At 70.1% G+C, this 14243-nt stretch carries 13 protein-coding genes and 1 tRNA gene; 4 read left to right on the forward strand and 10 right to left on the reverse strand.

What is annotated here, in order from left to right; translation table 11 throughout:
- Positions 1 to 302 precede the first annotated feature (302 nt).
- The 5 genes from ACIRFH_RS34145 to ACIRFH_RS34165 all read right to left on the reverse strand — a co-directional run bounded on the left by ACIRFH_RS34145 (position 303) and on the right by ACIRFH_RS34165 (position 5704).
- The gene (locus tag ACIRFH_RS34145) at positions 303 to 752 is read right to left on the reverse strand and encodes a heat shock protein transcriptional repressor HspR (RefSeq protein WP_403529666.1); all 450 of its coding nucleotides are present in this window, start codon (positions 750 to 752) and stop codon (positions 303 to 305) included.
- Between the two features lie 5 nt (positions 753 to 757).
- Positions 758 to 1939 (reverse strand): molecular chaperone DnaJ, encoded by a 1182-nt coding sequence (gene dnaJ / locus ACIRFH_RS34150; protein WP_403529669.1) that lies wholly within the window; start codon positions 1937 to 1939, stop codon positions 758 to 760.
- Positions 1940 to 1981: 42 nt separating this feature from the next.
- Complete coding sequence (grpE, locus tag ACIRFH_RS34155; RefSeq protein ID WP_403529672.1) at positions 1982 to 2629, reverse strand: nucleotide exchange factor GrpE; 648 nt, start codon at positions 2627 to 2629, stop codon at positions 1982 to 1984.
- Positions 2626 to 4476 carry a molecular chaperone DnaK gene (dnaK, locus tag ACIRFH_RS34160; RefSeq protein WP_403529675.1) on the reverse strand — a complete coding sequence of 617 codons (1851 nt, stop codon included), beginning with the start codon at positions 4474 to 4476 and terminating at the stop codon, positions 2626 to 2628. Before dnaK ends, grpE begins: the two co-directional genes overlap by 4 nt.
- Before the next feature lie 94 nt (positions 4477 to 4570).
- On the reverse strand, positions 4571 to 5704 hold the full coding sequence (locus ACIRFH_RS34165; RefSeq protein ID WP_403529678.1) for an MraY family glycosyltransferase: 1134 nt from the start codon (positions 5702 to 5704) through the stop codon (positions 4571 to 4573).
- A gap of 244 nt (positions 5705 to 5948) precedes the next feature.
- Between ACIRFH_RS34165 and ACIRFH_RS34170 the strand changes: the two genes are divergently transcribed.
- Complete coding sequence (locus ACIRFH_RS34170; protein WP_403529681.1) at positions 5949 to 8231, forward strand: (Fe-S)-binding protein; 2283 nt, start codon at positions 5949 to 5951, stop codon at positions 8229 to 8231.
- Positions 8232 to 8404: 173 nt separating this feature from the next.
- Positions 8405 to 9409, forward strand: coding sequence for a Yip1 family protein (locus ACIRFH_RS34175; RefSeq protein WP_403529684.1), 1005 nt, complete (start codon positions 8405 to 8407; stop codon positions 9407 to 9409).
- Between the two features lie 110 nt (positions 9410 to 9519).
- Here ACIRFH_RS34175 and ACIRFH_RS34180 read toward each other — a convergent pair whose 3' ends face one another.
- The gene (locus ACIRFH_RS34180; RefSeq protein WP_403529687.1) at positions 9520 to 9675 is read right to left on the reverse strand and encodes a hypothetical protein; all 156 of its coding nucleotides are present in this window, start codon (positions 9673 to 9675) and stop codon (positions 9520 to 9522) included.
- A 596-nt stretch (positions 9676 to 10271) separates the two neighbouring features.
- On the opposite strand from ACIRFH_RS34180, the gene ACIRFH_RS34185 reads away from it, so the two are divergent.
- Positions 10272 to 10856 carry a hypothetical protein gene (locus ACIRFH_RS34185; RefSeq protein ID WP_403529690.1) on the forward strand — a complete coding sequence of 195 codons (585 nt, stop codon included), beginning with the start codon at positions 10272 to 10274 and terminating at the stop codon, positions 10854 to 10856.
- Positions 10857 to 11742: 886 nt separating this feature from the next.
- On the opposite strand, the gene ACIRFH_RS34190 is transcribed toward ACIRFH_RS34185, so the two are convergent.
- From ACIRFH_RS34190 to dcd, 3 genes are read right to left on the reverse strand one after another with little or no spacing between them, the layout of a single operon-like run.
- Entirely contained in the window at positions 11743 to 11955 is a 213-nt protein-coding gene (locus ACIRFH_RS34190) for a hypothetical protein (RefSeq protein ID WP_403529693.1), read from the reverse strand.
- Between the two features lie 48 nt (positions 11956 to 12003).
- Positions 12004 to 12513: a phosphoribosyltransferase gene (locus ACIRFH_RS34195; protein ID WP_403529696.1), complete on the reverse strand. Its 510-nt coding sequence runs from the start codon at positions 12511 to 12513 to the stop codon at positions 12004 to 12006.
- A gap of 13 nt (positions 12514 to 12526) precedes the next feature.
- Complete coding sequence (gene dcd / locus ACIRFH_RS34200; RefSeq protein WP_077796252.1) at positions 12527 to 13102, reverse strand: dCTP deaminase; 576 nt, start codon at positions 13100 to 13102, stop codon at positions 12527 to 12529.
- Between the two features lie 525 nt (positions 13103 to 13627).
- Here dcd and ACIRFH_RS34205 point away from each other — a divergent pair.
- A tRNA-Gly gene (locus ACIRFH_RS34205) sits at positions 13628 to 13701 on the forward strand.
- 22 nt (positions 13702 to 13723) lie between these two features.
- Here the strand turns inward: ACIRFH_RS34205 and ACIRFH_RS34210 are convergent.
- The coding region (locus ACIRFH_RS34210; protein WP_403529700.1) for a contact-dependent growth inhibition system immunity protein at positions 13724 to 14243 on the reverse strand (520 nt) is incomplete at its 5' end.

Genomic DNA, 14243 nt, shown 5'->3' on the forward strand with positions numbered 1-14243 from the left:
CAAGGGGAACCACTTAACGAGATGGGAACAGTACGTTCCGCCGAACTTGCGGACGTGCTGCGGAGGATGTGGGGAGATCCGCCGGGGGCACGCACACGGGCTGGACACGGATGTGTCCGCGCCGTCGTCCGGCGCCGGACGACGGCCGGCCCCGGACTGCCGACGCCGCCCCGCCGCCCCACGAAGAGACCCGCCGGTCCCGCACCGGAGCGCCGTGGCCCCGGCTCCGCCGGCAAACGGGCGCACGCGAAGGGGCCCGGGAGTCCGCGTACGGACTCCCGGGCCCCTCCACCGGGTCGGCGTCAGCCCTGCTGCTGCCGCTTCGGGCGCCACACCACCAGGGCGCTGGTCTGCTGGACCTCCTGGTACGGCACCAGGTCACGGCGGTACGAGGCGTGCACCGCCGCCTCGCGCTGGCGCATCGCCGTGGCGGCGCCGTCGAGGGCGTCCTGCATCTCGGCCAGGCGCGCCTGGAGCGCGGCGACCTGGTTCTCCAGTTCGATGATGCGCTTGATGCCGGCCAGGTTGATGCCCTCGTCCTGCGACAACTGCTGCACCTGACGGAGCAGTTCGATGTCACGGGCCGAGTAGCGCCGGCCGCGCCCGGCCGTGCGGTCCGGGGAGACCAGGCCGAGGCGGTCGTACTGACGCAGGGTCTGCGGGTGCAGACCGGAGAGCTGGGCCGCCACCGAGATGACGTAGACCGGGGTGTCCTCGGTCAGTTCATACGGATTACGCCGACGACCGTCCATTCCCGTCAAGCTCCCTTCGCGGCCTGGAACAGCTCCGCCCGCGGATCCTCGTCCGCGGTCGCCTCGCGATACGCCTCGAGCGCGTCACGAGCCTTCCCCGACAGGTCCTTCGGAACACTCACCTCCACGGTGACCAGGAGGTCGCCGCGGGTGCCGTCCTTGCGGACCGCGCCCTTGCCCCGGGCGCGCATGGTGCGCCCGCCCGGCGTGCCCGCCGGCAGCTTCAGCGTGACCGGCGGCCCGCCCAGGGTCGGGACGCGGACCTCACCGCCGAGCGCCGCCTCGGCGAAGGTGACCGGGACGGTGACGGTGAGGTTGTCGCCCTTGCGGCCGAAGACGGGGTGCTCCTTGACGTGGACCACCACGTACAGGTCGCCCGCCGGGCCGCCCCGCTCGCCCGGCGCGCCCTTGCCGCGCAGCCGGATGCGCTGCCCGTCCGACACCCCGGCCGGGATGCGGACCTGCATCGTCCGCGAGGACTTGGCGCGTCCGGAGCCCTTGCAGACCTCGCAGGGGTTCTCCGCGATCAGGCCGCGGCCCTTGCAGTCCGGGCAGGGGTCGGTCAGCGAGAAGCCGCCGCCCGAGCCCCGGGCGACCTGGCCGGTGCCGACGCAGGTCGGGCACACGCGCGGCGTGCCGTTCTTGTCGCCGGTGCCCGAACAGGCCTTGCAGGGCTGCTGGCTGGACATGCGCAGCGGGACCGTCGCGCCCTCGATGGCCTCCGTGAAGCTGAGGGTGACCTCGGACTCCACGTCCTGGCCGCGCCGCGGCTGGGTCCGCGTGCCGGTGCCGGGACCGCCGGCGCCGGTGCGGTTGAACAGGCCCCCGAAGACGTCCCCGAGACCGCCGCCGAAGCCGCCGGCCCCGCCCTGGGCGCCTCCGAAGAGGTCGCCCAGGTCGAAGTTGAAGGTGCCGCCGCCCGCGCCCGGCCCCGGGCGGAATCCGCCGTTGCCGAAGAGCGCGCGGGCCTCGTCGTACTCCTTGCGCTTCTTGGGGTCACCGAGGACGTCGTTCGCCTCGGAGATCTCCTTGAAGCGTTCCTCGGCCCTGGCGTTGCCCTTGTTGGCGTCCGGGTGGAACTCGCGGGCGAGCTTCCGGTACGCCTTCTTGATCTCGGCCTCGGTGGCGTCCTTGGGGACGCCGAGAACCTTGTAGTAGTCCTTCTCGATGAAGTCCTTGGTGCTCATCCCCGACGTCCCTCCTCTCCTGCGTACGCGTACGTCGTGACGTCAGCCCTCCTCCGGGCCACCGTTCTCCTTGTCGTCGGCCGCCTCGGCCGGCTCCTCGGCCTTGACGGTCTGCGCACCCGGCTGCGGCTCGGCCACCGCCACCCGCGCGGGGCGGATGGTGCGCTCGCCGATCCGGTACCCGGGCTGCAGAATCGCCACGCAGGTCGTCTCGGTGACGTCCGGCGCGTACGAGTGCATCAGGGCCTCGTGGATCGTCGGGTCGAAGGGCTCGCCCTCCTTGCCGAACTGCTGGAGGCCCATCTTCGCCACGGTGGACTCCAGCGACTCCGCGACGGACTTGAATCCGCCGACGAGTTCGCCGTGCTCCCGGGCGCGGCCGACGTCGTCGAGCACGGGCAGCAGCTCGGACAGGAGGTTCGCGACGGCGACCTCCTTGACCGCGACGCGGTCCCGCTCCACCCGACGGCGGTAGTTCTGGTACTCGGCCTGGAGGCGCTGGAGGTCCGCCGTGCGCTCGTCGAGCGCCTTGCGTGCCTGATCCAGCTGGGCCACCAGACCCGCGTTCTCACTCGCGTCCCCGGCCGGGGCCGCCTCCTCCTCGGAGGCGGCCGTCGGTTCGGCGGCGTCAGGGGCGGCGCCAGAGGGGACGTCGGGCTTCTCGTCGAAGCCCGGGGTCTCCTCGGTCACGCCGCACCGTCCTTGCGCTCGTCGTCCACGATCTCGGCGTCGACGACGTCGTCGTCGGCGGCCTTGTCACCCGCCGCGCCGGCACCCGGGGCCCCGCCGGCGGCCTGCGCGCCCTGGGCGTCGGCGTACATGGCCTGGCCCAGCTTCTGCGAGACGGCGGCGACCTTCTCGGTGGCGGTGCGGATCTCGGCGGTGTCCTCGCCCTTGAGCTTCTCCTTCAGCTCGGCGACGGCCTGCTCGACCTCGGTCTTCACCTCGCCGGGGACCTTGTCCTCGTTGTCCTTGAGGAACTTCTCCGTCTGGTAGACGAGCTGCTCGCCCTGGTTGCGGGTCTCGGCGGCCTCGCGGCGGCGGTGGTCCTCCTCCGCGTACTGCTCGGCCTCCTGGCGCATCCGGTCGACCTCGTCCTTCGGCAGCGAGGAGCCGCCGGTGACGGTCATCTTCTGCTCCTTGCCCGTGCCCAGGTCCTTCGCGGTCACGTGCATGATGCCGTTGGCGTCGATGTCGAAGGAGACCTCGATCTGCGGGACGCCGCGCGGCGCCGGCGGCAGACCGGTCAGCTCGAACATCCCGAGCTTCTTGTTGTACGCCGCGATCTCGCGCTCGCCCTGGTAGACCTGGATCTGCACGGACGGCTGGTTGTCCTCGGCCGTGGTGAAGATCTCGGAACGCTTGGTCGGGATCGTGGTGTTGCGCTCGATCAGCTTGGTCATGATGCCGCCCTTGGTCTCGATGCCGAGGGACAGCGGGGTGACGTCGAGCAGCAGGACGTCCTTGACCTCGCCCTTGAGGACACCGGCCTGGAGAGCGGCACCGATCGAGACGACCTCGTCCGGGTTGACGCCCTTGTTGGCCTCCTTGCCGCCGGTCAGCTCCTTGACGAGCTCGGCGACGGCGGGCATGCGGGTGGAACCACCGACGAGAACGACGTGGTCGATCTCGGAGAGCTGGATGCCGGCGTCCTTGATGACGTTGTGGAACGGCGTCTTGCAGCGCTCCAGCAGGTCGGCGGTCAGCTGCTGGAACTGGGCGCGGGTGAGCTTCTCGTCCAGGTGCAGCGGGCCCTCGGCGGACGCCGTGATGTAGGGCAGGTTGATCGAGGTCTCGGTGGACGAGGACAGCTCGATCTTGGCCTTCTCGGCGGCCTCGCGCAGACGCTGGAGGGCCATCTTGTCCTTGGACAGGTCCACACCGTGGCCGGACTGGAACTGCTTGACCAGGTAGTCGACGACGCGCTGGTCCCAGTCGTCACCACCGAGGTTGTTGTCACCGTTGGTGGCCTTCACCTCGACGACGCCGTCGCCGATCTCCAGCAGCGAGACGTCGAACGTACCGCCACCGAGGTCGAAGACGAGGATGACCTGCTCGTCCTTGTCGAGGCCGTACGCGAGGGCGGCGGCCGTCGGCTCGTTGACGATGCGCAGCACGTTCAGACCGGCGATCTCACCGGCCTCCTTGGTGGCCTGGCGCTCGGCGTCGTTGAAGTACGCCGGAACGGTGATCACCGCGTCGGTGACCTTCTCGCCCAGGTAGGCCTCGGCGTCCCGCTTCAGCTTCTGCAGCACGAAGGCGCTGATCTGCTGCGGGTTGAAGTCCTTGCCGTCCAGGTTGATCTTCCAGTCGGTGCCCATGTGGCGCTTGACCGACCGGATGGTCCTGTCGACGTTCGTGACCGCCTGACGCTTGGCCACCTCGCCGACCAGCACCTCACCGTTCTTGGCGAAGGCGACGACGGACGGCGTGGTCCTGGCGCCCTCGGCGTTGGTGATGACGGTGGGCTCGCCGCCCTCCAGAACGCTGACGACGGAGTTAGTCGTGCCCAGGTCGATGCCGACCGCACGTGCCATGGTGGTTTCCTCCAGCTGACTTGAGTGGAACAGGCTCAAGTGTGCATGACGCACACCGCTGGGTCAACAGACGTGAGTCGGGCAGACTCAACTCTTATCTGTTCCTTACGCGCAACGGCCCGCTGACCTGCACTCCTTCGAGGCCGGTGGCCTGACGGACCGGAAAATCCGCCCGCCGGGGGGTGAGGTGCGCCCCGGTCCCGGGACGCGAGGCGGGCACCCGGCGCGGTCCGCGGGCGGCGGTGTTCGGGCCGGTCCGCCGCGGCTCGTACACCCGCACCCGCAGCAGCCCCGGCACCGCGACCGCCGAGACGCCCGCCACCCACAGCACGGCCGTCTCCCCCACCCGGCCGATGTGCACGAGCACTCCCACGAGCACCCCGCCGCACGCGCCCGCACCGAGCAGCACGACCACGCCCTGGGGGGTGAGCCCCAGCCGCCGCAGCCGGTGGGCGAGGTGGTCGGGGCCGCCCCGCAGCGGGGGCCGCCCGGCCAGCCGACGCGACAGCAGGACGAGGACGGCGTCGGCGCTCACCAGCGCGGTCAGCGCGAACAGCACCCCCGCGCCGGTGCCGGGCGGCTGCCCCGCCCGGGTGAACACCGCCGCCCCGGCGAGCAGGAAACCGGCGAAGAGCGACCCGGACGCCCCGAGCGCGATCCGGGCGGGGTGCCAGTTGTGCAGCAGGACCCCGGTCAGCGCGGCGGCCAGCACACTCAGCAGCACCGCGAGCCCGTCCATCAGCTCCGCCGCCGCGCAGACGCCGACGCCGAAGGCGGTCACGGCCCCCACGGTGCCGGCCAGCCCGTCGGCGTGGTCGAGCCCCCGGAAGGCCGTGGCGACCAGCGCGATCCAGATCACCGCCGCCGCCCCGGCCAGCGGCCCGGTCCCGTCGTACGGCACCGCGCACGCCGCCGCGGCGACCGTGCCGGCCAGCACCCATCGCCGCCGCAGCCGCCAGAGGTCGGCGGCCAGCCCCAGCACCCCGACCGCACCGCCGGCGACGAGCAGCCGCACCACTCCCGTGCCGAGCGGGACGACGCCCCTCCACTGGCAGGCGCCGGCGACCAGCCCGGTGGCGAGGACGACGGCCACGCCGCCGAGCAGGGGCACCGGACGCGAACGGCGCCGGTCGACGAGGGCCAGACGCAGGGCGCACGCCCTCAGCAGCGCGGCGAGCAGGGCGGCGAGGAGAAAAGAGGCGGTGGCGGCAGTGATCCCGTAGAACACGGACCTAAAATAAGCCGAATATCACGATGTGCGATGAATGTCCTGTCCAATCCGGCGTGGCGGCGACGGACGACGGCTCCCGGGCGGTCAGGGTTGCCTCAGCGACGCAGATCACCGCGGCCCTGACTACAGTGCGGCTGGAGATACGGGTAGTCTCGGACGGACTGCATAAGTTACCGCTTAGTAATGTCGGGGTAGGTGAAGAACCCCGCTCCAACCCCTCGCAGGCCCGAGGAGCCCCCAAATGCAACTCGCCGCGATCGTCGTGTCGCTGGTCCTGATGGTGGTCGGCGTGGCCCTGTTCGCCCGCGCCATCCTCCAGATCGTCAACTACATGCGGCTCGGCCAGAGCGTGCCCGCGGGCACCCGCACCGACGCCCCCGGGCAGCGCACCGTCACCGTGGTCAGGGAGTTCCTCGGCCACACCCGGATGAACCGATGGGGCGTCGTCGGCGTCGCGCACTGGTTCGTGGCGGTGGGCTTCTTCTCCCTGCTGCTGACGATCGTCAACGCCGTCGGACAGCTCTTCCAGGCCGACTGGATCCTCCCGGTCATCGGCGACTGGGCGCCGTACAACGTCTTCGTCGAGTTCATCGGCACCATGACGGTGCTCGGCATCCTGGCCCTGATCGTCATCCGGCAGCTGAGCCACCCGCGGAAGCCGGGCCGCAAGTCCCGCTTCGCCGGCTCCAACTTCGGCCAGGCGTACTTCGTCGAGGCCGTCATCCTCATCGTCGGCGTCTGCATCTTCATGCTGCACGCGCTCGAGGGCGCCCAGCACCACGTCGACGGCTACGAGGCCTCCTTCTTCATCTCGTACCCCGTGGTGTCGTGGCTGGAGGGCCTGGACCTCTCCACGCTCCAGAACCTCACCTACTTCTTCGCCGGCCTGAAGATCGCGACCTCCTTCATCTGGATGATCACGGTCGCCCTGAAGACCGACATGGGCGTGGCCTGGCACCGCTTCCTCGCCTTCCCGAACATCTGGTTCAAGCGGAACGCGAACGGCGACACCGCCCTGGGCGCGCTGCTGCCGATGACGTCGGGCGGCAAGCCGATCGACTTCACCGACCCCGGCGACGACGACGTCTTCGGCGTCTCCCAGGTCGAGCAGTTCTCCTGGAAGGGCCTGCTGGACTTCTCCACCTGCACCGAGTGCGGCCGCTGCCAGTCGCAGTGCCCCGCCTGGAACACCGGCAAGCCGCTCTCCCCCAAGCTCCTGATCATGTCCCTGCGCGACCACGCGCACGCCAAGGCCCCCTACCTGCTGGCCGGCGGCGGCAAGACGATGGAGGGCGAGGAGAAGGCGTCCGAGGAGCAGCTGAAGGACGTCCCGGCGGCCGCCCTCGCCGAGGCCGAGCGCCCGCTCATCGGCACCGCCGAGGAGAACGGCGTCATCGACCCGGACGTCCTGTGGTCCTGCACCACCTGCGGCGCCTGCGTCGAGCAGTGCCCCGTCGACATCGAGCACGTCGACCACATCGTCGACATGCGCCGCTACCAGGTCATGATCGAGTCCGCGTTCCCGTCCGAGGCGGGCACGATGCTCAAGAACCTGGAGAAGAAGGGCAATCCCTGGGGCCTGGCCAAGAAGCAGCGCCTGGAGTGGACCAAGGAGGTCGACTTCGAGGTCCCGGTCGTCGGCAAGGACATCGAGGACCTCACCGAGGTCGAGTACCTGTACTGGGTCGGCTGCGCCGGCGCCCTCGAGGACCGCGCCAAGAAGACCACCAAGGCCTTCGCCGAGCTGCTGCACATGGCGGGCGTCAAGTTCGCCATCATGGGCGGCGACGAGAAGTGCACCGGTGACTCCGCCCGCCGCCTCGGCAACGAGCCCCTCTTCCAGGAGCTCGGCATGGAGAACGTCATGTCCCTCAACGCCGCCTTCGGCGAGGAGATGGACGAGGACGGCAAGGTCGTGCCCGAGACGGCGAAGCCGAAGTCGGCGAAGAAGATCGTCGCCACCTGCCCGCACTGCCTCAACACCCTCGGCAACGAGTACCCGCAGCTCGGCGGCGACTACGAGGTCATCCACCACACCCAGCTGCTCCAGCACCTGGTCGACGAGGGCAAGCTGATCCCGGTCACCCCGGTCGAGGGCATCATCACCTACCACGACCCGTGCTACCTGGGCCGGCACAACAAGATCTACACGCCGCCGCGCGAGATCATCGCCGCCGTCCCGGGCGTCCGCAACGAGGAGATGCACCGCCACAAGGAACGCGGCTTCTGCTGCGGCGCCGGCGGCGCGCGGATGTGGATGGAGGAGCGGATCGGCAAGCGCATCAACAACGAGCGCGTCGACGAGGCCCTGTCGGTCAACCCCGACATCGTCTCGACCGCCTGCCCGTTCTGCCTGGTGATGCTGACGGACTCGGTCAACGGCAAGAAGAACGACGGCAAGGCCAAGGAGTCCATCCAGGTCGTCGACGTCGCCCAGCTCCTGCTGGACTCCGTCAAGACCCCGGCCGACCCGGCCGGCGAGGCCGAGCAGGAGAGCGAGCCGGAGCCCGAGCCGGTGAAGTAGCCGCACGGCCCCGACAGACCGGCCGACGCCCCCGGACCCGCCAGGACCGGGGGCGTCGCCGTTCCCCGGCGACGCGGAGGAATCTCACGGGGAGCACGTCCGGGACACATCCGGGGCACGTCGGGGGCGCGTCCGGGGCACGTCCGGGGCACGTCGGGGGCCTCCCGTAGGGGATGTCACAGCTCGGCCGCAATGGCCCCCGCGGAAGCCGGACCCCCGCCCGTCACTCTCCGGGACCAGGTACGTTCGAAGACGTGGCTGGATTCAGGATCGGACGCGGCCGGGACAACGGCGCTCCTCACGCGCGACCGCAACACCCTCCGTACGGGCAGCAGACGCCGCAGGGACCGTCGTACGGCGCTCCCGCGGCGCCGCGGCAGCCGTACCCGCAGCAGCAGCCGTACGGGCCCGGCGGCCCCGGCGGCGGACCGTGGCCGCAGCCCCACGGCGACCACGGGGAGCCGGAGTACTTCGGCGACGGCGGCCCGCACCACCCGCACGGCGCACAGCCCCCGTACGACCCGTACGCGGCCAACAACCCCGGACACACCCAGGCGTTCGCGATCGGCGAGGACCCCTACACCCAGGGCGAGACCTACCGCGCTGGCTCAGCGGCCCCGCCCCCCGGCCCGGTCGGCCCGCGCCTGCACTGGAAGGCCCTGCTGCAGGGCATCGTCACGGCCCCCGACCGGACCTTCCTCCAGATGCGGGACTACACGATGTGGGGCCCCGCCCTCGTCGTCACCTTCCTCTACGGCCTGCTGGCGGTCTTCGGCTTCGACGGCGCCCGCCAGGACGCGATCAACGCGACCCTGTCGAACGCGGTCCCCATCGTCCTGACCACGGCCGTCGCGATGGTGCTCAGCGCCTTCGTCCTGGGCGTCGTCACCCACACCCTGGCCCGCCAGCTCGGCGGCGACGGCGCCTGGCAGCCCACGGTCGGCCTGTCCATGCTGATCATGTCGATCACGGACGCGCCCCGCCTGGTCGTCGCGATGTTCGCCGGCGGCGACGCGCCCTTCGTGCAGATCCTCGGCTGGGCGACCTGGGTCGCGGCCGGCGCCCTGCTGACCCTGATGGTCCGCCGCTCCCACGACCTGCCCTGGCCGAAGGCGCTCGGCGCCTGTGCGATCCAGCTGGTCGCGCTGCTGTCGATCGTCAAGCTGGGCACGTTCTGACCCCCACCGCACGCAAGGGCCCAGTCTGTCGGCCGGGCTCATCCACCCGGCCGGCCGAGGGCGTCGCACGTTCGGTACCGGCTTGACCGAGCCGGTCTGGCACTGACGATTCAGACCCGACCCCGCAACACGAGCGCCCGACGCACCCACTCCTCGTCCCGCTCGGGCGCCCGGCGGAGGTGCAGCTGTATCCCCTCCTGCGTCGTCATGACCTTTCGCTCCGTCGCGTCCTTACGGCGCTGCCGCTCCTTGACGTTCGTGCTCATCAAGCCCCGGATCCGCTCCGGGCCACGCTCCTGCCTCCGGCCCGCTCCGCCCGCACGGCGCCGACGCGCGCCCACATGTGGACAGGGTGGACAGGGCCGGGAGCCATGAGTCGATCACCGCACAGAGCGGCCCGTGGTCGAAGACGATGCCTCCGGCGGGGGATCGGCCGGCACCGGGACGGAGGGGGCGCCGTCGCCGACCGCCGGCACGTCGGGGTGTGCGGGGTGGGTTCCCGTCCCGTCCACCGTCGCCCCAGGCAGAGCCGAGCAGACGCGGCCCAGGGCGTCCAGGTCGTTCGTACAGGGGCGCGCTCCCCCTGGACGCCCTGAACCACGCCCGCTCCACGGTGTGTGGGTCGACGGCGGACTGGAGGGGAGCTCGGGAGAGTGGGGGGCCGAGGCAGAGCCAGCTGCTTATGCCGCGAGTACATAACGGGACACAGCGGTCCTTCGGGCGGCGGGATGGCCGCAGTGCTGCGAGCCACCGGCAAGCAGGATCGGCGATGGTTGCCTGTTTGAGGCACTACGTCGACCCACCCCCTTCTGAGAGGATCCCGGCGCCGCACTCCTCGAAGACGACAAAGGTGGTTGACCTCATGAGATCGACTCGCGTGATCCTTGCTGTGGCCGCAGGCGCCCTTGCCCCGGCGCTGTTGCTCGCTACGCCGTCCATGGCCGCCTCCCTCGCCCCCGCAGTCACTGTCGTGACGGCCGGCTCGCCCTACGACGAGATGAGTGCGGACGACCTGCGGGTGGCGATATCCCGCACCCTCGCCGATCCCGACAGCGGCAAGCGCGTGATCCGGGAGGCGAACGCGCTCCTCGACAGCGGCACCGTGGAGGAGATGCGCGCTTGGCTGGAGACGGGCTACCCCCTTGCCCAGGCCGAGGACGACCGGGTCGCGCTCGTCAGGATCCTCGCCGACCCGGACAGCGGCAAGCGCGTCATTGCGGAAGTCAACCGGCTTCTCGACGACGACGATCCCCAGCAGACGCGCGCTTGGCTGGAGACGGGTTACCGCCTGGCCCAGGCCGAGGACGACCGGGTCGCCATTTTCCGGCTCCTCGCTGACCCCGACATCAGCGACGCCCTGCGCGCAGCGGCCGGCGCTGCCCTCGACGACAACACCCCGGAAGCGCTGCGCCACTTCCTGGAGGTCGGTCGGTACGAGGTCGGCTAGTGGCCGGTCCGACGGATCATGTAGCGGGCGCGGGGCACCCCGCGTCGGCTCCTTGCCCGCGAGCCCTCGGTGTCGCCGTCCGCGTTGATGCCCATCTCACGGTTCCCGCTTCGGAACCGTCGATGGGCTCGACCGTCCCGGCGCGTGACATCAGCAGCTGACACCGACAGACACGGACCAGCCCGGTCACTGCCGAATCCCGTTGGATGCCCGGCCTGCGGTCAACGGCGAAGATTCGTGGCTGAGCGATGCCTGTGATCGGCCTGGCAAGGATGAGGCCAGTTCACTTCCCTCTGGCCCCATCCTTGCCCTAAACCCATATGGAGCACGCCCCGGCTACTGTCGCGAGCGCCAGGCCGGCGCCAGTCGACCGAGCCGGACCGCGTAGGTCCTCCCTCGCTTGCTCCCGTACGAGACGCTGCGTCCATCCGTAGCCGTGGACAAGGCGCCCCGCGTCGTACTCGGGCTCACGTATGGCACGCATCGCGGCTGAGCGATCGGTGCAGGTGCCTTCGAACGCCTGGATGATCTCGTCAATGGCGGTGGGATCATCTACCAAGCGCCGGTAGCCACGACGAAGGGCGACAGCACCCCGGATGACGGCCGCCGGCGGCAGCTGGCCACCCAAGACTGCCACCAACGTCGACTTCATGCCCGGACCCTGGGATCTCCACGCGGACCGGAGGTCGTGATCCCAGAAGCGTGCCCCTCGTGTGCTCGTTGTGGCGGGAACACGAGGGGAGGGGCACCGCAGCGCCTGGCAGGCGCTGGGCGACAAGTGGCCCCTGACCGTATGGCCTGGTCAGGGGCCGTTCACCTGCGCGGCGGGGGTGGAGCTTGAACCCACGGTGGCTTGCGCCACGACGGTTTTCAGGACCGCACTGGATCACGAGTGGAAGTTCTTCCAATAGTCCTCGTGACTCGACGAGAAGTCGGCCGGCCTCTCGCGTCGCAGCTGCTCGTAGCGCGTTGAGTAGGCGTCGAGCGCCTCATGCAGCGAACACCCGAGGTGGTCCCGTAGCGCCTTGACGCCCAGGAGGATGCGCCCAGCGATGATCTCGTCGTCCGCCACTCCTGTGCCGCCGTCCTCGGGGTCCATGCAGAGATCAAAGCGAGGACTCCGGACCCGGGGCAAGGGATCAGCGGCTCAGAGCGCTTCCTTGTTCTCCTTCGGCGCCTCACCCGACTTGTGCACCGGAGGCAGGACGCTCCACGGGAAGTTGATCCAGTCGTCGGTGCGCTTCCACACGTACTCGCACTGGACGAGCGAGTGGGACTTCTCGTAGATCACCGCGCTGCGCACCTCGGCGACCGTGTCGAGGCAGAAGTCCCGCACCAGCTTGAGCGTCTTGCCGGTGTCGGCGACGTCGTCGGTGATCAGGACCTTCTTCTGCGAGAAGTCGATGACGTTGGGCACGGGCGCGAGCATGACCGGCATCTCGAGCGTGGTGCCGACGCCGGTGTAGAACTCCACGTTCACCAGGTGGATGTTCTTGCAGTCCAGCGCGTACGCCAGCCCGCCCGCCACGAAGACACCGCCACGGGCGATGGACAGCACGATGTCCGGCTCGTACCCGTCGTCGGCGACGGCCTGGGCGAGCTCGCGGACGGCGACGCCGAACTGCTCGTAGGTCAGGTTCTCCCGTACATCACTCATGCGCGCGTCCTGCTCATACCTGGGTCCGATGGAAGTTGATGAAGGACCGGGAGGCGGTCGGCCCCCGCTGCCCCTGGTACCGCGACCCGTACCGCTCGCTGCCGTACGGATGGTCGGCCGGCGAGGTGAGCCGGAACATGCAGAGCTGCCCGATCTTCATCCCGGGCCACAGCTTGATCGGCAGGGTCGCGAGATTGCTCAGCTCGAGCGTCACGTGCCCCGAGAAGCCGGGGTCGATGAACCCGGCGGTGGAGTGCGTGACCAGCCCGAGCCGGCCGAGCGAGCTCTTCCCCTCCAGCCGGGAGGCGAGATCGTCGGGCAGCGAGACGACCTCGTACGTACTGGCCAGTACGAACTCGCCCGGGTGCAGGATGAACGGCTCGTCCCCCTCCGGCTCCACGAGCCGGGTCAGATCCGCCTGCTCGACGGAGGGGTCGATGTGCGGGTACCGGTGATTCTCGAACACCCGGAAGTAGCGGTCGAGGCGCACGTCGATGCTCGACGGCTGCACCATGGAGTCGTCGAAGGGATCGATACGCACCCGCCCGGATTCGATCTCGGCCCGGATGTCCTTGTCTGAGAGAAGCACGCACCGAGGATACGCAAGGCGCGCGGAGCAGCGACAACCGCCGCCGCGCCGCGCGCCCGGTACCGCTGGGGTCCCCGTGCCCGTGGCGGGCCGGCTACCGCTTCGCCGACACCACCGGCACGGCACTCCGCAGCCGCGCACACCGCGGGCAACGGACGAGCCGGCCGGGGCCGAGTCGCTCGGCCTGCTGCATCGGGAACGAGGCGGCGGTGAACACGTGCCCGTCGGCACAGCGGAGAACGGTGCGCTCCATCAAGTCCTTCAAGTCCCTTCCCCAAGAGCCTCGTCTGGCTGGACTACCCTGACGACGAAAGCCACATTACGGGATCAAAGAGACGACGCTCCAGGCGGCACTCCGCCCTCCACGCCCCCCTCGGGAACGCCCCCACGGTACGCCCCAACTCCCGGCCCGCGCAGCCGCTTCCCACCCCTGAAACCCCCTCAGGCCCCACGGCGTGAACACCGGGGGCCTGCGATGAGGTAGAGTGAGCGAGCGTCCACCACCGACTCCGGTTGGCGGATTACGCGGGTGTAGTTTAATGGTAGAACATCAGCTTCCCAAGCTGAGAGCGCGAGTTCGATTCTCGTCACCCGCTCCATGAAGAAGCCCCTGGTCAGTGATCAGGGGCTTGCTTGTTGTCCAGACCGGTCTGGACGTCGCGCTTCGTCCTGGCCGCCTCTCGACCACGCAGCAGGCGAGGCAGCGGGGTCGGTCTCCATGCCCAGCTCGGCCATCGCGAGGGCGTAGTCGGACTCCTCGAGGGCCAGGGCGAGCAGTTCGTGGAGCTCGCCGGTGAGGCGGGCGACCAGTTGGGGGTTCGTGGTGGCGGTGTAGTCGCGTACGGCCGCGTCGTGGTCCGGGAACTCGTCCGGCATGTCCTGCGAGAACCAGCCGCCGAGGAACTGGCCCGGCTCAGGGAAGCGGGCACGCCACTCCCAGCGGGTACGGGGCACGGCGGGGGGCGGGACCACGCCCTCCTCGATCGACCGCTTCAGGTGGTCCGCGATCATGAACAGCCAGTCCTGGACCGCCGATTCGGACAGAACGACGTCCGGCACCGGGTAGAACTCGCCGAGGCTCAGGCGCAGCCGGCCCGGTGGGTTGCGGGCGTACGCGCGGATCTGCTGTTCGGCTGTGGCC

The organism is Streptomyces sp. NPDC093586 (genome assembly GCF_044764905.1).
Lineage (GTDB): Bacteria > Actinomycetota > Actinomycetes > Streptomycetales > Streptomycetaceae > Streptomyces.